Here is a 20432-nt window from a genome sequence, read left to right as displayed (position 1 = left end):
GGATTTTTTTGTGTCTCTTCAGCAGTCTCTCTTCGATATTGATGCCCTCCAGTCCTTCTGTGACCTGAGTACCTTCACCCAGAACATTCCCGTTGAATGGGTGGATTCCGCTCTGCAGTTATCCTCGCAAGCCACTATTCGCCGCCGTCGACTTCCCGCCGATCAGGTACTCTGGCTCGTGCTGGGCATGGCCCTGTTCAGGAATGAACCGGTCTCAGAAGTTGCCCGCAGGCTCAATATCTGTGCTCAGGGGCTCGCGAACGATAGCCTGTTGGCGCCAAGCGGGGTATCAAAGGCGCGACAGCGTCTTGGTGCTAACCCCGTTCAGTGGCTATTTCAACGTACCGGGGTGCACTGGGGACATGAGCGTTACCCCGAAGATGAATGGCGAGGATTGCAAGTTCTCGCTGTCGATGGCGCGCTGTTGCGCACTCAAGATACTCCTGAGCTGCGAGATCATTTTGGCTCCGGTAACACGAGCACAAACCGGCAAACTCCGTACCCTCTTATGCGCCTGGTTGCTCTAATGAACGTACGTTCACATGTACTTCTGAATGCAGAGCTAAGCCCTTACCGACGCAGCGAAATACGCCTGGCCGATGAGTTTATGAATCAGGTGCCGGAAGCCTCCGTAACCCTGTTTGATAAGGGTTTTTGGAGTGCAGACCTTTTGCTGCGGTGGGCGGATCAGAACACGCAACGCCACTGGCTGATCCCCGAGCGCAAAGGCCTGGTCAGTGAGACAGTGGAGGTCTACAACAAAAATGATCGACTACTGCGAATGAAGGTCTCCCCCCAGGCTCGGAAGCGCAATCCGGCCCTTCCCGAGTACTGGGAAGTTCGAGCAGTGAGCTACAAGCATAATGGCAAAAACAAAACGCTATTTACCTCGCTACCGGCAGATACTTACGGCACTAAAGCCGTCGCGAAGCTCTACCAAGAGCGCTGGGAAATCGAAATCGGCTTCCGTGACATCAAAAGTTCCATGCAGCACAACGCCGTCACCCTACGTAGCAAGACCGTGGAACTGGTTTATCAGGAAGTGTGGGGGCTACTGTTGGCGTACAACGTGATACGTCGAGAGGCAAGCCAGGCAGCGGTCGCTCACGGGGGAAACCCAGCCAGGATACGCTTTAAGTTCGCATGCCAGTATATTGCTGCGCAGCTGATTGTCATGGCCGCGGCTCAGCCATTATCAAGGACTGGAGCGCGCTTATCGGAGCTTAGGGCGGGGATTGGGAACCTGTTTTTAGAGGACCGTCCTCGGCCTTCTAGGCCGAGGACGGTAAAGATCAGCAAAACCCGCTATCCGGTGAATCGTCGTGCCGCTCCGCTTAAGTGAACAGCATTACGGCAATTGCCGGGTTTTTTTTGGGGGAGCTCAGCGCATCAGACGTTCAGCAGCAGGTATTCGCGCTCCCAGGAGCTGATGACGCGGTTGAATTCTTCGTACTCGTCCCGCTTGATGGCCGCCCAGGCGCGAACGAAAGTATCGCCGAACATTTCGACGGCTTCCGGGCACTCGGCCAGCAGGCTGAGCGCGTGTTCCTGAGTGCGGGGCAGGGTGATGGGCTCTGAGGAGCAGTCACCGGTGTAGGGTTCACTGGGTGTAACCTTATTCATCATGCCCAGATAGCCGCAGGCCAGAGAGGTGGCGATGGCCAGATACGGGTTGCAGTCGGCACCCGGAAAGCGATTTTCCAGTCGCTTCGCCTGTGGCGAACTGTCAGGAACACGCAGCCCGGTCGTGCGATTGTCATAGCCCCAGTGCAGGCTGGTGGGAGCTGCCATCTCCGGCGTGAAGCGACGGTAGGAATTTACATTCGGTGCAAAGAAAGTAATAAATCCCGGCGTATATTTTTGCATGCCCCCAATGAAGTGCATAAAGCGTTCATTCTCGGAGCCGTCGTCGTTTACGAATATGTTTTTCCCGGTTTCGCTGTCCACGATACTCTGGTGCAGATGCAGCGCACTGCCGGGTTCATCTTCCATTGGTTTGGCCATAAAGGTGGCGTAAATGCCGTGGCGCAGTGCGGTTTCCCTGACGGTGCGCTTGAAGGTAAATACCTGATCTGCGAGTTTGAGGGGGTCGCCGTGGAGGAAGTTGATTTCCATCTGCGCGGTACCGGATTCGTGAATCAGGGTATCGACATCCAGACCCTGGGCTTCACAGAAATCGTACATATCCTCAATGATGGGTTCGTATTCATTGGCCGCATCAATACTGTAGGACTGACGGGTTTTCTCCGTTCGGCCTGAACGCCCCACGGGGGCGGAGAGTTTTTCGTCCGGATCGAGATTGCGCTTGACCAGGTAAAATTCCACTTCCGGTGCGACGACCGGCTGCCATCCCTGTTCAGCATATTTGTCCAGCACGAACTTCAGAATATTGCGGGTGCTGATGGGGTGAGGTTTGCCATCGCGGGTGTAACAGTCGTGAATGATCTGTGCAGTGGGCTCATTGGCCCAGGGATTGAGGCGAATGGAATCCGGATCGGGCACCAACAACATATCGGTATCCGCCGGGTCCACCAGCTCGTTGTGTTCGTCGACATAGTCGCCGGTTACCGTCTGAACCAGAATGCTCTCTGGCAGACGACTGTCTTCGGTCAGGAATTTGTCGGTCGGGGTGAATTTGCCCCGTGCGTTGCCGGACATGTCCGGTACCAGGCACTCGACTTCAGAGATCGAATGTTCCGCGAGCCACTGGGTTATCTTGTCCATGTTACACCTTGAGATTGGAAGGCTTGTATTTGATTATCGTGCCGACTTCGCCAAACAGTAGTTTAAATCTCCACGGCTGGCGAAACAGGAATTCCGGCGTACCGCATTATTTTCATCCGGTCTTTGATTATGGCAAGAAACCGAATTATTATTCAAGAAAAACCGAATGATGATTCGGTTTTGGCGAGAATGATTTTGGAGAAACCTGATGTCCGCTAGCGGAACCATTACCCAGTTGCCCGGCCATACCGATTCCTATTACGCCGCCAGCGCAAACCCGACCCTGGAGTATCCTGCCCTGGAAGGTGAGATCTCCGCGGACGTGTGCGTTATCGGTGCAGGCTATACCGGCCTGTCTTCCGCACTGCACCTGGCCGAACGAGGCTACCGGGTGGTGGTTCTCGAGGCCGAGCGCGTGGGGTGGGGGGCCTCCGGCCGCAATGGCGGCCACGTGGGGGTCGGCCAGCGCAAGGGGCAGGAAGAACTGGAGAAGATGCTGGGCCGGGATACGGCCAAAGTTCTCTGGGATATGAGCCTGGAAGCCGTGCGGCTTGTGGAGCAGCTGATTGACAGGCACGGCATTCAGTGTGACCTGAAACGGGGCATCATGCACCTTGCGGCCAAGCCGAGTCACGATGCCGCGCTGAAACAGGAGGTCGAACTGCTGAATCAGCGCTACGGGTATCAAGATATCCGCTATGCAGAAAGGGATGAGGTCGCCAGCCTGGTAGGATCTGAGCGCTTTTACGGTGGGCAGATTGATGCGGGATCCCTGCATCTGCATCCACTCAATTTCGCCCTCGGCCTCGCGGATGCGGCGCGCAAGGCCGGTGTTTTATTTTTCGAGCACAGTCGCGTTACCGGCTACACCGGTGGTAGCCCCTGTGTTGTGTCGACGGCGAAAGGGCGGGTGAGCGCGGGAAATATCCTACTCGCCTGCAATGGCTACCTGGGCAAGCTCGAGCCCCGCATGGCGGGGCGTATCATGCCCATCAATAATTTTGTGTTGGCGACAGAGCCTTTGGGCGACAAACTGGCACGGGAATTGATTGCGAACGATCACGCGCTGCAAGACACACTGTTCGTGATCAACTACTGGAAATTGTCCGGCGACAACCGGCTGATTTTTGGCGGTGGTGAAAACTATTCTTCGCGTTTTCCCAAGGACATTCCCGGGTTTGTCCGGAAGTACATGCTGGAAGTCTATCCGCAACTCGCCGAGACGCGAATCGATTACGGCTGGGGTGGCACCCTGGCCATCACCATGAACCGCATGCCCAGCGTCGGGCGCCTGGAGCCCAACGTCTATTACAGCCAGGGCTATTCCGGGCACGGTGTTCCCACGGCCACGTTCGCAGGGAAAGTGCTCGCAGAAGTGATTGCGGGTAGCGAGGAGAGGTTTGACATATTGGCGCAGATTCCAACCCCGAGCTTCCCGGGCGGCACACTGCTGCGCTGGCCAGGGCTGGTGGCAGGCATGGTCTATTACAGCTTGCTGGACAAGCTGGGCCGATAGGGATCTCGCGGTCGACCCGTCGCGGGTTTTCCTGCGGTCCCGCTAAACCGGGGCTACGCAGGCCGTGTGTCTGGTACTTTTCAAGCGCTCAAAATAAAGTTGAATAATGATTCGGTTTGTGGAATAACAGATAAGACAGTTTGATGACTGGGTCCGTCCCAAGCGGTATCAATGGGCACACACCCGATAAAAATAACCTACGGGGAATTATGATGACGCTTTCAGACCGTTCGTTTATGGCCAGCAAATGCACGCTGGCATCCACAATCGGTGCCGTGATTTTCAGCATAGGTAGTGGCGCGCTCGCCGCGGAGATCGAAGAGGTCACTGTCACTGCACAGATGCGTGCCGAATCTCTGAAAGACGTACCCGCAGCGGTAACTGCATTCACCGGTGATACGGTAAAAAAGAGCAACTTGAACGATTTCAAGGATCTGTTTGCGCTGACCCCCGGCGTTTCCGGCGAGACCAACGATTCTTTTTTCGATGCGGTATCTGTGCGCGGTGTCAATAACAACAGTTTTGGCAGTGGCAGTGACCCGGCGCTGGGCATTTTCCTGGACGGCGTCTACCAGAGCCGCACCGGCGCCACACCGAGCATGTACGACCTCGAGCGCGTGGAAGTGATCAAGGGGCCACAGGGTACGCTCTTCGGCCGCAATACTGCGTCCGGCGCCATCTCGATGGTATCCCGGAAGCCCGGTGACGTGTTTGCCGGGGATATCTCCATAGGCGCTGGCCAGTACGGTCGTACCGAGCTGGAAGGCGGTGTCGACATGCCGGTCAGTGAAGCGCTGGCGGTGCGTATTTCCGGTAAACACTTCTCGGAAGACGGCCATGTCGAAAACCGCACCACGGGTAACGACCTTGGGGCCAGCGAGGTGAACGCTGCCCGTTTCACCGCGGTATACGACGCCGCCGATGCCACCACCGTGACCCTCATGGCACAGTACGAAGATCGCGAAAGCGACGGAACGATTTATCGCGCTTTCGCCAGTGGTGCCGATTTCAATTACGAGCTTCCACAAGGGGATTACGATCAGGTTTACAACGACGAGAAGGGGCTTGACCAGTCTGAAATTGCGGACCTGGTGCTGACTGTCGAGCACGAGCTTGCCGGGGGCAACACGGTTACCGCGATCACCGGCTACAAGTCACACAGCTACTCCTACCGTGAGGACTTCGACGGCACCCCGCAGCCAATCGACCTCTATACCCGCGAACAGTCCGGCGACTTTTTCAGTCAGGAATTCCGCATTGCCTCCAACAGCAGCGGTCCCTTCAACTATGTGCTGGGCGCGTCTTACTATCAGGAAGAAGTCGATGCAGACTTTGCCGGTATCGACCATGAAGACTTCCTCTGTGACGGAATTTATGCCGATGAATGGGAAGAAGGGCTCGACAGTTTCGTAACCTGCGACCAGCTTCCCCAGGACGTGCTCGACGAAGCCTTTGGCTTCGAAGGGGACCCCTGGGAGTACGCCCCAGACAAACTGTCGATTGAAGCCGCCGAAACACGGGGGGATTACAAGGGCTGGGGGGTGTTCGCCAATACAACGTTTGACCTCAGTGAGGCCACCACGCTGGGTCTGGGTGTACGTTACACCGAAGACCAGAAGACCTACGAGGTTGTATCTCCCTGGCCGGACACCTGGACCGGCGGCTGGAATTACCAGGCCATGTACACCGACGAGAACGGTATTACCGGAGACAATACCTGGAGCAACGTATCGGGTCGTGCAACCCTGACCCACGTGATTAACGATGAATTGACCACCTACGCCAGTGTTGCAACCGGCTACAAGTCCGGTGGTTTTGACTATCTGTCATACCACATTGCCGACCCGGCATACGGCGAAGATGAGGACAGTCAGTATGCCTGGCTGGATGAGCAGGGTTACGAGGTGAATGCGGGCAACGCCGAGCCGAGCACGTTCGATGAAGAAACCGTACTGTCCTACGAGCTCGGCCTCAAGGCCCGCTTGCTGGATAATCGCCTGGCCCTGAATGCGGCCGCGTTCCAGTACACCTATGACGACATGCAACAGGCATTCTGGGTGGGGGCGGCAGCAATTACCCGCAATGTGGGTGAATCCGAAGGTCGCGGTCTGGAAGTGGATGCGCGCTGGCTGATCACCGATAACCTGGATCTGTACTTCGGGGCAGCACTGTTGGATACCGAGTTCAGCGGTGCGCCGGAAGCACTGTGCGATGGTTGTAATGGCAATGAGATGGCTTTCTCACCGAAGTTCTCGTCGGCCTCCGTGCTCACCTACACCCAGGCCACCGGTTTTGGCGAACTGTCGTACTCCGGGGAATACACTTACACCGGCGAGCAGTGGTCCGAGCTGGAAAACACCGAAGCGGTGAAGCTGGCAGCGCGCAATCTGCTGAACTTGCGTGTGGCCCTGACTTCCCCGGATGAAAGCTGGACAGCCGGCGTTTATGCCGAGAATGTGACAGGGGAAGAGTACTACCACTGGGGCTACGCAGAGGCGCTGTACAACCTTCCGGCCACCAAGACCGATCCGTCCCGTGGGCGGGTTGTCGGAATCGATCTCGATTACCGTTTCTGAGCGATTTATTCATCTCACAGGATGGAGCGGAAGGCCGGCAGCAATGCCGGCCTTTTTTAATGAGCCGTCGCCCCAATTGTGTTAAAAAGGATGTTCACCAGTAGGGAATTCGGAAGTGTCGAGCGCAGAACAGAATCGCCGCAAAAACCAGTTGTCGCCGCGACGGGAGCCGGTACAGGCACGGGCACGGGAACGGGCCCGCCAGATCCTGGATACCACCGGACAACTCCTCGAGCGGGTGGGGCTGAACGATCTCACCACGATCCTGATCGCCAAAGAACTCGGCGTTTCTGTCGGGTCGGTTTACCACTATTTCCCCAACAAGCACGCCATTCTCTACGCCATGGGCGAGCAGTGGCTGGCGAGCCTTACCGAGCGTCTGGACGAACTGGCGGCCAGTGACCTGGAGAGGCTCAGCCTGCGGGAATTTCTCGACGATCTGCTCACCCGCTGGGTGTCGGTATACCGTGAACAGCGGGGACTGCTGCCTCTGGTGCAGGCGATGTGGGGCGTGCCCGAGCTTCACGAGCTGGACAAGCGCCATGATGAGCTGGTTATCAGCCACCTGGTGGACATGTTCCGCCGTCTCGGCTTTACCTGTCCGCCCAATGAATCCAACCGGTTGGCCCGGGCCACCCTGGAAACCTGCCACGCGATGTTGCTGGTTGTGGTCAATCAGGCGGAGGTGCGCGCGGCGCGTACCCGGGAAGATCTTCTCAACATGCTGACGGTGTTGCTCGAGGCCCACCGCAACGATGAAACACCGTCGGGACTGGACGATGTAGAGGCACCCTGAGGTGGCTTCATGAAAAATGCAAAACCCAACAAGCTGATTATCGCGATCTCCTCCCGTGCATTATTCGATCTGCGGGAGAGCCATCAGATCTTTGAAGAGCAGGGGGTCGATGCTTTTTCCGCGTACCAGATCGAGCGTGAAAACGACATCCTACCCAAGGGCGAAGCCTTTTCTCTGGTGGAGAAATTTCTGCAGATCAACGAACGCCTTCCCGGTGAGCCTCGGGTAGAGGTGATTCTTCTGTCTCGCAACAGTGCAGATACCGGCCTGCGGGTATTCAACTCGATTGAACACTACGGGCTGAGTATCAGCCGCGCAGCTTTTTGCAACGGGGGCAGCCCGTACCGGTATATCGCGCCTTTCGGGTGCCACCTGTTCCTGTCCACCGATGGCGAGGATGTGCGCCGCGCGTTGGAGCAGGGCATTGCCGCCGCAACCCTGATCCCCGGTGGTGCGCGCCAGCGGGGCGATGAAGTGCTGCGTTTTGCCTTCGACGGAGATGCCGTTTTGTTTTCCGACGAAGCGGAGCAGATCTTCAAGCGGGATGGTCTGGCCGCGTTTGCCAGCGCCGAGCGCGCGTCGGCAAAGAAACCCCTGCAGGGTGGTCCCTTCAAGGGTTTTCTGGAGGCGCTGCAACACCTGCAGGGGGAGTTTTCACCGGAAAACTGCCCGATTCGCACGGCGCTGGTTACCGCCCGCTCGGCACCGGCACACGAGCGTGTGATTCGCACCCTGCGCGCCTGGAATATCCGTATTGATGAATCCATGTTCCTCGGTGGGCTGCCCAAAGGGGAGTTTCTGCGCGCATTTGGGGCCGACGTATTTTTTGATGACCAGCCCACCCACTGCGCTTCGGCTGCTGCCCATGTCGCTACCGGTCACGTACCTCACGGTATTGCCAATCAGGCGAAGTAGCGCCAACGCCCGCGGAATATATTCCCGCCAAATTTCGAAAAGTGGCACATTTCTCACCAGGTTGAGTCACTTTTCGTAACGATTTGCTCGCATTTGCTGCGCTCTTATCACGTTCTGTTGGCTCGCTGTAACTTTCGCTGCTATGCTTTTCCCGCATAAAGTCGCAGAGTTTTTATAACCAATCGCTGGCGCAAAAATGATCGATCTGGTCATTTGTACATTTGCCGGCCACGGACAGGGAGAGGCTATGAAGCTGCAGCAGTTGCGATATATCTGGGAGGTGGCCCACCACGACCTCAATGTCTCGGCCACCGCACAGAGCCTGTTTACCTCGCAGCCGGGGATCAGCAAGCAGATCCGTCTGCTGGAAGACGAGCTGGGTGTCGAGATTTTTGCCCGCAGTGGCAAACATCTCACTCGTGTGACACCGGCCGGTGAAGCCATTCTTAAAACCGCCGGCGAAATCATGCGCAAGGTGGAAAATATCAAGCAAGTGGCGCAGGAGTTCAGTAACGACAAACGCGGAAGCCTCTCCATCGCGACTACGCACACCCAGGCGCGCTACGCGCTTCCTACCGTTATCAAGGGTTTTATCGCCCGCTACCCGGAAGTCTCCCTGCACATGCATCAGGGAACTCCGATGCAGATCTCGGAAATGGCCGCCGACGGCACCGCGGATTTCGCTATTGCCACCGAGGCGCTCGAGCTGTTCAGTGATCTGGTGATGATGCCGGTTTACCGCTGGAACCGCTGCATTCTCGTTCCCAAAGGCCATGAGCTTGCGCAAGTCTCCAAGCTGACGCTGGAAGACGTCGCCAGGTACCCGATCGTCACTTACGTGTTTGGTTTTACCGGGCGTTCAAAGCTGGACGAGGCCTTTCTGGAAAAGGGGTTGTCACCCAAGGTCGTATTTACCGCGGCGGATGCGGACGTAATCAAGACATACGTGCGTCTTGGGCTGGGTATCGGCATTGTGGCCGATATGGCGGCGGTGGAAGATGAGGACAGCGATCTGGTGGCGTTGGATGCGAGTGAGCTGTTCGAATCCAGCGTTACGAAAATTGGATTCCGGAAGGGGATTTTTCTGCGCGGCTTCATGTATGAATTTATTCAGCAGTTTGCCCCGCATCTTACCCGTGAACTGATCGATCAGGCGGCCCAGGCTTCCTCTCGCGCGGAAGTGGATGAGCTCTTTTCCCATATCGATCTGCCGGTGTATTGATTTGACGGCGGCCGGCTTCCAATTCGTCCTTTATAACATCGGTGTCGGCAGCGCTGACGGGGCAAGCATGCACCCGCCGTCACCCGCTTAGCCTTAAGCTCTACCACACTGTATACACTACAGGTTTTTGAGCACTTCCTTGGCAAACTTGAAGTACACCGTATAAACCTCCGGCTCTTTGCCATCTTCCTCGACGACAAAAAACGGGGCGCGCTGGACGTTCAGGCGTTGCGCCAGCTGCATACCGGGGCTCTCGGGGTCGCGCTCGTCGGCAATCAGTGTTTCGTCCAGATATTTTTCCTGATCGTTTTCTTTCAGCTTCTCTTCAACGTCCCGACATTTACCGCATGGGGAGCCATCGGCGAGGATCTTCTTTACCAGGGTAATTCGCATGGAATAAAACCTTATGATGTCAGCCGTAATCAGGCAGGCACGGTGTGCCAGACCTGAAGGCAATTCGGGGAATACCAGTGATTGGCGCGGAATCTAGCAAGGAAACGACAGGCAGGGAAATACCGAAGGGCGATAGTGATATAACTTCGCAATCACCGCTCGCCCTTCACGTCAGATTCACGGGGTCAGCCAAAGCGGGATTCGAGTGTCGCCAGTAGGATGCGCACTTTGTCCAGACACTCCCGGTGTTCGGCGTGGGGATCAGAGTCTACGACGATACCGCCGCCTGCGGCACAACTGATTTCACCATTGCTCGCGGTCAGGGTCCGGATCGCAATATTGGTATCTGCGCGACCGCAGCTGCTCAGATACCCGATACTCCCGCAATAGACGCCACGGGGACTCAGCTCGAGCTGCCGGATTATTTCCATGGCGCGACGCTTGGGCGCGCCGGTAATCGATCCTCCCGGGAAGCAGGCCTGCAGTACATCGGCGTATTCGAGCGAGTCCGGCAGCTGACCGGTTATGGTGCTTACCAGGTGGTGTACATTTGCAAAACTCTGTAGCTCAAACAGATTGGGCACACGCACACTGCCACGCTGACAGACTTTGCCCAGATCATTGCGCAGCAGATCCACGATCATCAGATTTTCCGCGCGGTCCTTGCGGCTTTCCTGCAGTTGTCTGGCGGACGCTGCATCGCGGACGGTGTCGGTATCTCGCGGCATGGTCCCCTTGATCGGCTCCGTTTGCAGGAAACGCCCATCCTGCAGGATGAATCGCTCTGGCGACAGGCTGAGAAGGGCTCCCTCAGGGAGCGATAGAAACGCGGAAAATGGCCCGGCGGCCACCTCCCGCAATGCCAGATAGGCGGTCAGTGGGTTGCCTTCGTAGGCAGCGAGGAATCGCTGGGTAAAATTGGCCTGATAGATATCCCCCGCCTTGATGTACTCCAGAATACGGGCGATACGCTGCGCATATTCCTCTGCGGTGAACTCGTGCTGAAACGTTCCCATCAACTGAAACCGCTCGGAACCTGTGGTCGGTGACTCCCAGGCGACACATGCGAAACGTTGACGCAGATCCCGCTTCTGACTGTCAGTGCAGGCGGGGTGGAACACCAGGTGGGTGCTGCAGAGTTGATGGTCCGCGATCAGTGCCCAGCTATAGAGACCAAAATAGCCTGCGGGCAATGGCGTGGGCCGGAGATCCGGTGGGAGAAAGTTCCCCGCAGTACCCAGTTCATATCCGGCGTAACCGATAGCACCGCCACAGAAAGGAATTTGCTGATCCACCTCCTGGGGCGCGAGCTCGCACATGAGATCGTCGAGATCGGCAAAGGGGGTGGTATCACCAGGGGAGAGTACCAGGGTCGACAGCGGGTCCGCACTAATGATGTCAAATCGCCCGCCGCGGGCACCCGCGAGCCCCGAGTCCAGCCAGACCGGGCACGGGAGGTCGGCCAGTGCGGTAAACGCCGCGCCGATATTGCGGGAATAGGGCAGGGAAATGATCTGCAAAACGTCAACCAAACTTCGCACGGAATGATCACCCTGAACGCGGTGGGCGATTCAGGGTGCCCTGAGGCGGCGCTACTTTACTCCAAATTGCGCGGTTAGCCCAATGAACCCGTGGGTACACTCTATCGGGCGCGGACAATTGGTGGATTTACAGCCGCCATGCAGAAAATTTAGCTGATTCTGCGTTCGATACCGGCCTGGGACATCAGTCGTGTGGCAAGTTCTTCAACGGAAAGCTCGGTAGCGTCGAGAAAGGGGATCTGGGCGCGGCGCAGCATTTGTTCTACCTGGCGCACTTCAAACTCGCACTGCTCCGGGGACGCGTAGCGACTGTTGGCGCGGCGCTCCTGGCGGATGCTCATCAGACGCCGCGGATCAATAGTGAGGCCGAACAGCTTGTGCTGGAATGGCCGCAGGATTTTCGGCAGTGCCGTGGAATCCATGTCCTCTTCGGTAATGGGGTAATTGGCCGCGCGCAATCCAAACTGCAGCGCGAGATAGAGGCAGGTTGGGGTTTTGCCGGAGCGGGAGACGCCCACCAGAATGATGTCGGCACTCTCAAACTCACGGGTACGACGGCCATCGTCGTTATCCATAGCGAAATGTACGGCGTCGATGCGTGCTGTATAGCGGCTGTTATCGGCAATACCGTGAGAAACACCCACCGACCGGTTGGGGTCTGACCCGAACAGACTGGCCAGTGGCGCAAGATAGCTTTCGAACACATCGAGCATCAGCGCCGAGCTTTGGTGCAACAATCCGCGGATATGATCGGAAACGATGCTGGTGATGATAATGGGCTGTAAACCGGACTCCTGGGCGGCCCGTTCAATACGTTGTAAAACCTGCTGAATCCGCGCCTCGGAATCGACGTAGGGCACAGTGAGCTGCTCCACCTGCTGATCGGGAAACTGCGCCAGCAGGCTGTGTCCGATACCCTCAACCGTAAGCCCGGTACCGTCCGAGATAAAAAACGCGGTGCGTTTTCTGGTTTTATCCGACAGTGCGGAAGACGTGCTCGTATTGTTGGGTTCATTCATAAGTTGTCACTTGCTGGTCACAGGGGCTTCGATGCCGTTTGCGGAAAGATACCAAAGTTTGCGATAAACGTAGTCTTTCAATCGCACTAGGGGGATGTTTTCCTCGGTATGAGCCGGTGGTGTCACGGTTGCCGGCTCATGTAGTCGATTTCGTGATTTTGTAGAAAAATTACAACAGAAAACCGTCATTTTCGCCGAGATTTGCGGGGTATTATTTACAAAACCCTTCCTTATAATCTGCGCTCAACACAGCAGTTGCAGAGGGCAATCCATTGACCACTTACACTATCGAGTTCGCGAAGCTGGGCATGGCGGACGTCGACAAGGTCGGCGGTAAGAACGCATCCCTGGGCGAGATGATCTCGTCCCTGTCGGGTGCCGGCGTCAGCGTCCCTGGTGGCTTTGCCACCACGGCCGAAGCTTTTCGTGAATTCCTGACCTCTGCAGGCCTGGATACCCGAATCGCCGATCGCTTGCAGAACCTCGATGTCGAGGATGTTGCGGCGCTGGCTGCGGCTGGCGAAGAGATCCGCCAGTGGCTGCTCAACACACCTTTTCCGGAGCAGCTGGAAAAAGAAATTCGCGCGGGTTATGAAGCACTCGGTGGCGGGGAAACGGCGGTTGCCGTGCGCTCATCGGCCACCGCAGAAGACCTGCCGGATGCCTCTTTCGCCGGCCAGCAGGAAACCTTTCTCAATATTCGCGGTATCGATGCGGTATTGCAGGCGGTGCGGGAGGTTTTTGCATCCCTCTACAATGATCGCGCTATTGCCTACCGGGTACACACCGGTTACGCGGATGTCGGTGTCTATCTGTCCGCCGGTATCCAGCATATGGTCCGCAGTGAGACCGGTGCTTCTGGCGTGATGTTCACACTGGATACCGAGAGTGGCTTTCGCGACGTCATCTTTATCACCGCCGCCTATGGCCTTGGTGAAACCGTCGTGCAGGGGGCAGTGAATCCGGACGAATTTTACCTGTACAAGCCCGCCCTGGAGGCGAAGCGTCCCGCCATACTGCGACGCAATCGCGGCAGTAAAGCGATCAAAATGATCTACGATGCCAGCGGTGAGTGCGGCCGCTCGGTCAAAACCGTACAGGTGGCGGACGAGGACCGCCTGCGCTTTGCGCTCACGGATGAAGAGCTTACCGAGCTCGCCAATCAGGCGCGTAAGATCGAGGCGCACTACCAGCGCCCGATGGATATCGAATGGGCCAAAGACGGTGATTCCGGCGAGCTGTTTATCGTCCAGGCGCGCCCGGAGACTGTGCGTTCCCGGGATACTGGTACCAGCATTGAACGCTACAAGCTGCAGGAGCGCGGCGACATTCTCTGCGAGGGGCGTGCCATTGGTCAGCGGATCGGGGCCGGTCCGGTACGTGTGCTCGACTCCGTGGAAGATATGGCCAAGATGCAGGACGGCGACGTTCTGGTGACCGATATGACCGACCCGGATTGGGAGCCAGTGCTGAAAAAGGCCAGTGCGATCGTCACAAATCGTGGCGGACGCACCTGTCATGCGGCCATTATTGCCCGAGAGTTGGGCATTCCCGCCGTTGTAGGCTGTGGTGATGCAACATCGACATTGTCGACGGGCACCCCGGTCACTGTTACCTGTGCAGAAGGTGATACCGGCTTCGTGATGTCCGGCCAGCTGGATTTCGAGCGCTCCCTGACTGAAGTTGCGGATATGCCGGATCTGCCGTTCAAGATCATGCTCAACGTGGGTAACCCCGATCGTGCATTCGCGTTCAGCAATCTCCCCAATCAGGGGGTTGGACTGGCGCGTCTGGAATTTATTCTGAACCGCATGATCGGGATTCACCCGAAAGCACTGCTGGAACTGGAGCGCCTGCCACAGGATTTACAGCAGAATATCCGCAATCGAATCGGTGGCTATGCCTCACCGGAAGATTTCATCGTCGAAAAACTGGTGGAAGGCATTTCCACCCTGGCTGCAGCCTTTGCCCCAAACCGCACCATTGTGCGTCTGTCGGACTTCAAGTCCAATGAGTATGCGCACCTGCTGGGGGGGCAGATGTACGAGCCCAGCGAAGAAAACCCGATGCTCGGGTTCCGCGGTGCCGCGCGTTATCGCTCCAAAGACTTCCGCCACTGCTTCGCCCTGGAGTGCAAGGCGCTGAAGAAAGTACGCGATGAAATGGGGCTGACCAACGTGGAAATCATGGTGCCCTTCGTGCGGACCCCGGATGAAGCACGGGAAGTTGTCGCGCTGCTCGAGGACAATGGACTCAAACGCGGTGAGAATGGCCTCAAGATCATCATGATGTGCGAACTGCCATCCAATGCACTGCTGGCCGAAGATTTTCTGCAGTATTTTGATGGCTTCTCCATCGGTTCCAACGATCTGACTCAGCTGACCCTGGGGCTCGACCGCGATTCAGGCCTGGTCGCGGAGTTGTTCGACGAGCGGGACCCGGCGGTGAAAATGCTGCTGTCGCGGGCCATTCAGGCGTGCAAAAAAGCCGGTAAATATGTCGGTATCTGCGGACAGGGTCCGTCGGACCACAAAGACTTTGCGCAGTGGCTGATGGACGAAGGGATTGACAGTGTGTCGTTGAACCCGGATACCGCGGTGGACACCTGGCTCTATCTCGCCAACCAGCGCAACGCGGATCAGGGCGAGTAGGGCATTGGGGCCTGAGCGGTCCTTACGGCGCGTTGAAAACGCGCAATAGCGGGCCTTTTTAGGGCTCTAACGGGGCTACCGATCAGTATTCGCGGCTGTAAGTAGCGCCGTTCACCAAAAAGCGACCAAATCGGTCGCTTTTTTTTTCAATACAGTTAGGAAAAATTTCCACCTGAGCGCGACATCCGGTGACACCGACTGCGGCGATTCAGTACCCCCGGTCTTGTCAGTGCATTTCCATCAGCCTATGTGCATTGCCAAATCCCATAAAACCTCAAAAACCCCTATTAAATCAATCTAAGCACGGGCTTTAGGGTCAATAAAATCGAACAAGCTTCCGTGGAATGTCCGCGAACCAATCGCTGCAGTGCGGGAGTATTGATTGCTGTTATTTGCACAGAAAACCTTCTATCGAAGTACTGACCGAGGTGCCATCATGCTTAGACGTTTCCTGTTCTCTCCCAATGAAAAGCATTCCAGCCGCGCGCAAGACGGGCAATACACGCTAGAGCATTCCGGGGGGGATGTGGCCGTTCATGCAGGTACCGCCGTGTCGGATATCGTCGGCCTCTCGCGCGGCTTCGTGGCGACGCTGATGCTGGTGACCGGTGCCCTGGTTGGCAGTCTGTGGCCAACGTTTGCGGAAGCACGAAACAGTGGTAACTGGTTTGATGACCAGGCTGCGATGAGCTCCTCCGGGGCACCGTCAATCCGCATCAACCTCAGTGAGCAGAAAGCGTATTTCTACAAGGGTAACAAGTTGGTGGGTGTATCGCTGATATCTTCGGGCAAGCAGGGTTTTCGCACCAGTCCCGGTAAATTCCGCGTGCTCGCCAAACGGCCGAATCACCGCTCCAGTATTTACGGCAGCTATGTAGATCGCAATACCGGTCGTGTTGTAAAAGCGGACGTGGATACGCGCAAGCATCGCCGTCCCGCGGGTACCTATTACCGCGGTGCGAAAATGAATCACTATATCCGCTTTAACGGTGGCGTGGGTCTGCATGCGTCCGGTCATGTTCCCCGTTATCCCGCCTCACACGGTTGTGTGCGTATGCCGCCGCACATGGCACGCAAATTTTACCAGTATTCACGGGTGGGTATGCCGGTGACCGTGAGCTACTGAGACTGAAATTTATTCGGGAATCCGCCGTCGAGCCCGTGTCCATTGACATCTCCGCTCGATAACCTGCGGGCCCTGTGCGCCGGGTATTATCCATTGCGGTAATACCCGGCATTTTTGTTTGTGTGCTGTTCTGGCGATGGTGACAGGCTATGATTCCAGGTTCGCCCCCGGGTGCTTGCTGAAGAAGTCCGTGACTACGGGGGCAAATGTCACACGCAACCGTCGGAGCCCACCATGACTGAGAAAGTGCTTTCAACCCCAGATCTCTGCGATGCCCACCCTGAACTGGTTCAGGTGGTCGAGCCGATGTTTATCAATTACGGCGGCCGGGAGGCGTTTGGCGGGGCCATAGCCACCATCAAGTGCTTCGAAGACAACTCGCTGGTGCGCGAGCGGGTGGCAGAAGAGGGGGCGGGACGGGTATTGGTGGTGGACGCCGGCGGCTCCATGCGCAGGGCCTGCCTGGGTGACATGCTGGCGGAAAAAGCCGCGGAAGACGGATGGGCTGGTATTCTGATGTACGGGTGTATCCGCGATGTGGACGTGATTTCTGGTCTAGAGTTAGGTGTACAGGCGCTGGGAAGCCACCCAATGAAAACCGAGAAAAAAGGAATCGGGGAACGGGATATTGCGGTGACTTTCGGCGGCGTCACCTTTAAACCTGGAGAGTATTTGTACGCCGACAATAACGGTGTGATAGTTTCTCCCCAACCGCTTATGTAATTTGGAAATATCAGAAACTGCTCTTTTTGCGCTGGTCCTATTGTCTGCGCTTGCTCATGCCGTCTGGAATGCGGTGGTCAAACACAGTGAAGAAGGCTTCCTACAGCTGGCGATGATCCGCAGTGTTGGCCTGCTGGTAGGCGCTGTGCTGGCCACCCAGCTTCCATTGCCTGGAGAGAAGGCGCTGGGATTTTTAATCGGCGGTGCCTGTTTTCAATACCTGTATTTCTTTCTACTTTCACGATCCTACCGGGCTCTGGACTATGGCACCGCCTATCCGATCGCGCGCGGGGTGACACCGCTGATGGTGGCGACCGCCGCACTGCTTTTTCTCGATGAGTCGCTACAGCCGTTGCAACTGACAGGCATACTTTTGGTGACCTGCGGTATTTTCGCCCTCATCATGAAAGAGCTTCGGGTCAGCCGTCTGGGCATTCTGTATTCGGTGGGAACGGGTGTCGCCATCACTGGTTACACCACACTCGGCGCGGCAGGGGTCCGAAGTGTCGGCAACCCCCTGAGTTATGTTGCCTGGCTCGAAATCCTTTCGGGCGGGGGCATCATTCTGGCCGTGCTGTTGACACGCCCACTGAAAGGCCTGGCCTTTGCCCGCGCAAATCTGTGGCGCAGCTCTCTCTCCGGTGTTCTCGCCACGAGCGGCTTTGGTATTGCGCTGTGGGCGACCTCCATGATGCCGGTGGCCGCGGTGGCAGCAACCAGAGAGGTCAGTATCCTGTTTGCTTCACTGATCTCGGTCTTCCTGCTGAATGAGCGGTTTTCTCTCCGGCGTGTGTTTGCCGCATTGATCATTTTCTGTGGCATTGGCACTCTGGCAATTGCCTGAAACTCACCATACTCGTCATTGATTGCCTATAGTTGCAGGCAGCCGTTGTAGGTAACTGCAGCAGGTAACACATGCGCCACAGCTATTGAATCTGTTGCTTTCCGCCGCCATTCAATTGGTACTGCAAGCAAAATTTCGACAAGGATAAGTAATGAGCACCCTGCGTCAGAAGTGGATCACTGCACCATTATTGAAATGGATCAAAAAGGTTCTTCCGCCCATTTCCGATACGGAACGTGCCGCGATGGAGGCGGGCGAAGTCTGGTGGGATGCTGAGCTACTGTCGGGTAAGCCAGACTGGGAACAGCTACTCGATATGGGCCCGCCCACCTTAACCGATGCGGAGCAGGCGTTTATTGATGGTCCTGTGGAAGAGCTCTGCAAGATGATCGACGATTGGCAGATTTCCTACGAAGATCACGATATCTCTCCGGAGATCTGGGAATTTCTGAAGAAAAACCGCTTCTTTGGCATCATTATCCCCGAGGAATACGGCGGCCTGGGCTTTTCTCCCACAGCGCACGCGCAAATAGTCACTAAGATTTCCACGCGCAGCACCAGTGTCGGTGTCACTGTGATGGTGCCCAACTCCCTCGGTCCGGGGGAGCTGCTGATGGCCCACGGCACCGATGAACAGAAGCAGCACTATTTACCGCGCCTGGCGGACGGGCGGGATATTCCCTGTTTTGGTCTGACGAGCCCCGAAGCCGGCTCTGACGCGGCGTCGATGGTTGATCGTGGGGTTGTCTGTTACGGCGAATACAAGGGCGAGAAAACCCTCGGGATGCGGGTCAACTGGCACAAACGCTACATTACTCTCGGCCCGGTGGCCACGGTGCTCGGGCTCGCATTCAAACTGTATGATCCGGAGCACATCCTCGGGGACGAGGAAGCGCTCGGAATTACCGTCGCGCTGGTCCCCACGGACACCGAAGGGGTCACTATTGGCCAACGCCATTTGCCGGCGATGCAGGCATTTATGAACGGGCCTAACTGGGGTAAAGACGTCTTTATCCCCATGGACTGGATTATCGGCGGCCAGGAAAATATCGGTCATGGCTGGCATATGCTGATGAGTGCGTTGGCGGCGGGGCGGGGTATTTCGCTGCCGTCGTTGTCGACCGGCGGTGCGCAGTTGGCGGCCCGAACCACTGGCGCCTATGCGCATATCCGCGAGCAGTTCGGTATTTCTATCGGGAAATTCGAGGGCGTACAGCGCCGCCTCGCGGAGATCGCCGGTATCGCCTACGTCCTGGACTCCGCTCACAAGACCACCACTCGTGCACTGGATCAGGGGCGTAAGCCGGCAGTGGTTTCGGCGATTATGAAAGCTCACGCCACCAACGGATTGCGGCAGTCCATCAACGACGCCATGGACATCCATGCCGGCAAGGCGATCATCGACGGGCCGTCAAATTACCTTGGGAACGTTTACCGTGCAGTACCGGTGGCCATTACCGTGGAAGGCGCGAATATCCTGACCCGCAGCCTGATGATTTTCGGGCAGGGCGCGATTCGCTGCCATCCCTACCTGTTGCAGGAAATGGAAGCCGCCACCAATCCCGACAGCGAGTCCGGGGTAAAAGAACTCGATGCGCTGCTGCCGAAACACCTTCTGTTCCAGTTAAAAACCCTGGGCCGTGCCATGTTCCATGGGTGGACCGGCGGTTTGTTTGCCAGCAGTCCCAAGGGCGTAGGGGATGCTGCCAAGTACTATCGCCAGATGAACCGGTACTCTGCGGTACTTACCCTGGTTACTGAAATTTCCCTGATGTCTCTCGGTGGTGAACTCAAGCGCAAAGAAATGATTTCCGCACGGCTGGGCGATGTGTTGAGTGAGCTTTACCTGATGAGCTGCACACTCAAGCGTTTCCACGATGATGGCAGCCCCGAACAAGACCGGCCGCTGCTGGAGTTCGCCATGCGTTCAGGATTTCACAATATTGAAGTCAGCCTGCTTGAGGTGTTCCATAACTTCCCTGTGCGCTTTATCGGTCACCTGATGCATTTTCTGACCATGCCCTGGGGGCACAGTATTCGCGCCGCGTCCGACCGCCAGGCCCGAGCCTGCGCCAATCTGATCATGGCGCCCTCCGAAACCCGCGACCGCCTTACCCAGGGCGTTTTTCTCGGCAATCCCGGGGACGGTGTGGATGTGGTCGAACAGGCGTTCCTGAAGAGCCACGAGACGGCGGCCATACGCGAGAAAATGAAAAAAGCCGGTATTCGCTCATTGAGTGTCGAGGCCGTGGAAGAGGCCCGCAGCAAAGGCGTAATCAGCGATGAAGAATCGACCCAGATCAAGCAGACCGCGGAGGCCGTAGACAAGGCGATTCAGGTCGACCACTTCGAATCTCTCGGCGAGCAAACCGCAACTGACTGACGA

General features: G+C 56.8%; 15 protein-coding genes. 11 read left to right on the top strand and 4 right to left on the bottom strand.

Annotated elements, in window-relative coordinates; translation table 11 throughout:
- Positions 1–37 precede the first annotated feature (37 nt).
- A complete protein-coding gene (locus LRR79_RS11900) occupies positions 38–1342 on the top strand; it encodes an IS4 family transposase (RefSeq protein WP_407665248.1) in 1305 nt (434 codons plus the stop codon).
- Positions 1343–1389: 47 nt separating this feature from the next.
- On the opposite strand, the gene LRR79_RS11895 is transcribed toward LRR79_RS11900, so the two are convergent.
- Positions 1390–2724: a glutamine synthetase family protein gene (locus LRR79_RS11895; protein ID WP_231757423.1), complete on the bottom strand. Its 1335-nt coding sequence runs from the start codon at positions 2722–2724 to the stop codon at positions 1390–1392.
- A 208-nt stretch (positions 2725–2932) separates the two neighbouring features.
- Here LRR79_RS11895 and LRR79_RS11890 point away from each other — a divergent pair, with 208 nt between their 5' ends.
- The 5 genes from LRR79_RS11890 to cysB all read left to right on the top strand — a co-directional run bounded on the left by LRR79_RS11890 (position 2933) and on the right by cysB (position 9749).
- Positions 2933–4240 (top strand): NAD(P)/FAD-dependent oxidoreductase, encoded by a 1308-nt coding sequence (locus LRR79_RS11890; protein WP_231757422.1) that lies wholly within the window; start codon positions 2933–2935, stop codon positions 4238–4240.
- Between the two features lie 209 nt (positions 4241–4449).
- Positions 4450–6816: a TonB-dependent receptor gene (locus tag LRR79_RS11885; RefSeq protein ID WP_231757421.1), complete on the top strand. Its 2367-nt coding sequence runs from the start codon at positions 4450–4452 to the stop codon at positions 6814–6816.
- Between the two features lie 115 nt (positions 6817–6931).
- Positions 6932–7612 (top strand): TetR/AcrR family transcriptional regulator, encoded by a 681-nt coding sequence (locus LRR79_RS11880; RefSeq protein ID WP_231757420.1) that lies wholly within the window; start codon positions 6932–6934, stop codon positions 7610–7612.
- A 9-nt stretch (positions 7613–7621) separates the two neighbouring features.
- Positions 7622–8527, top strand: coding sequence for a 5'-nucleotidase (locus LRR79_RS11875; protein WP_231757419.1), 906 nt, complete (start codon positions 7622–7624; stop codon positions 8525–8527).
- A 247-nt stretch (positions 8528–8774) separates the two neighbouring features.
- The gene (cysB, locus tag LRR79_RS11870) at positions 8775–9749 is read left to right on the top strand and encodes an HTH-type transcriptional regulator CysB (protein WP_231757418.1); all 975 of its coding nucleotides are present in this window, start codon (positions 8775–8777) and stop codon (positions 9747–9749) included.
- Positions 9750–9866: 117 nt separating this feature from the next.
- On the opposite strand, the gene LRR79_RS11865 is transcribed toward cysB, so the two are convergent.
- The 3 genes from LRR79_RS11865 to ppsR form a co-directional block, all read right to left on the bottom strand.
- The gene (locus LRR79_RS11865; RefSeq protein ID WP_231757417.1) at positions 9867–10142 is read right to left on the bottom strand and encodes a hypothetical protein; all 276 of its coding nucleotides are present in this window, start codon (positions 10140–10142) and stop codon (positions 9867–9869) included.
- Between the two features lie 185 nt (positions 10143–10327).
- On the bottom strand, positions 10328–11683 hold the full coding sequence (gene pabB, locus LRR79_RS11860; protein ID WP_231757416.1) for an aminodeoxychorismate synthase component I: 1356 nt from the start codon (positions 11681–11683) through the stop codon (positions 10328–10330).
- A gap of 149 nt (positions 11684–11832) precedes the next feature.
- The gene (ppsR, locus tag LRR79_RS11855) at positions 11833–12702 is read right to left on the bottom strand and encodes a posphoenolpyruvate synthetase regulatory kinase/phosphorylase PpsR (protein WP_231757415.1); all 870 of its coding nucleotides are present in this window, start codon (positions 12700–12702) and stop codon (positions 11833–11835) included.
- 272 nt (positions 12703–12974) lie between these two features.
- Between ppsR and ppsA the strand changes: the two genes are divergently transcribed.
- The 5 genes from ppsA (at position 12975) to LRR79_RS11830 (ending at position 20429) form a co-directional block, all read left to right on the top strand.
- Positions 12975–15353, top strand: a complete 2379-nt coding sequence (gene ppsA / locus LRR79_RS11850; protein WP_231757414.1) for a phosphoenolpyruvate synthase — start codon at positions 12975–12977, stop codon at positions 15351–15353.
- A 436-nt stretch (positions 15354–15789) separates the two neighbouring features.
- Positions 15790–16479, top strand: coding sequence for a L,D-transpeptidase (locus tag LRR79_RS11845; protein WP_231757413.1), 690 nt, complete (start codon positions 15790–15792; stop codon positions 16477–16479).
- A gap of 234 nt (positions 16480–16713) precedes the next feature.
- The gene (gene rraA / locus LRR79_RS11840) at positions 16714–17202 is read left to right on the top strand and encodes a ribonuclease E activity regulator RraA (protein ID WP_231757412.1); all 489 of its coding nucleotides are present in this window, start codon (positions 16714–16716) and stop codon (positions 17200–17202) included.
- A gap of 73 nt (positions 17203–17275) precedes the next feature.
- Positions 17276–18046: a DMT family transporter gene (locus tag LRR79_RS11835; RefSeq protein ID WP_231757411.1), complete on the top strand. Its 771-nt coding sequence runs from the start codon at positions 17276–17278 to the stop codon at positions 18044–18046.
- Between the two features lie 151 nt (positions 18047–18197).
- Positions 18198–20429, top strand: coding sequence for an acyl-CoA dehydrogenase (locus LRR79_RS11830; protein ID WP_231757410.1), 2232 nt, complete (start codon positions 18198–18200; stop codon positions 20427–20429).
- Positions 20430–20432 lie beyond the last annotated feature (3 nt).

It is taken from the genome of Microbulbifer elongatus, from assembly GCF_021165935.1.
GTDB lineage: Bacteria > Pseudomonadota > Gammaproteobacteria > Pseudomonadales > Cellvibrionaceae > Microbulbifer > Microbulbifer elongatus.
This window is presented reverse-complemented; position numbering and strand designations above follow the sequence as displayed.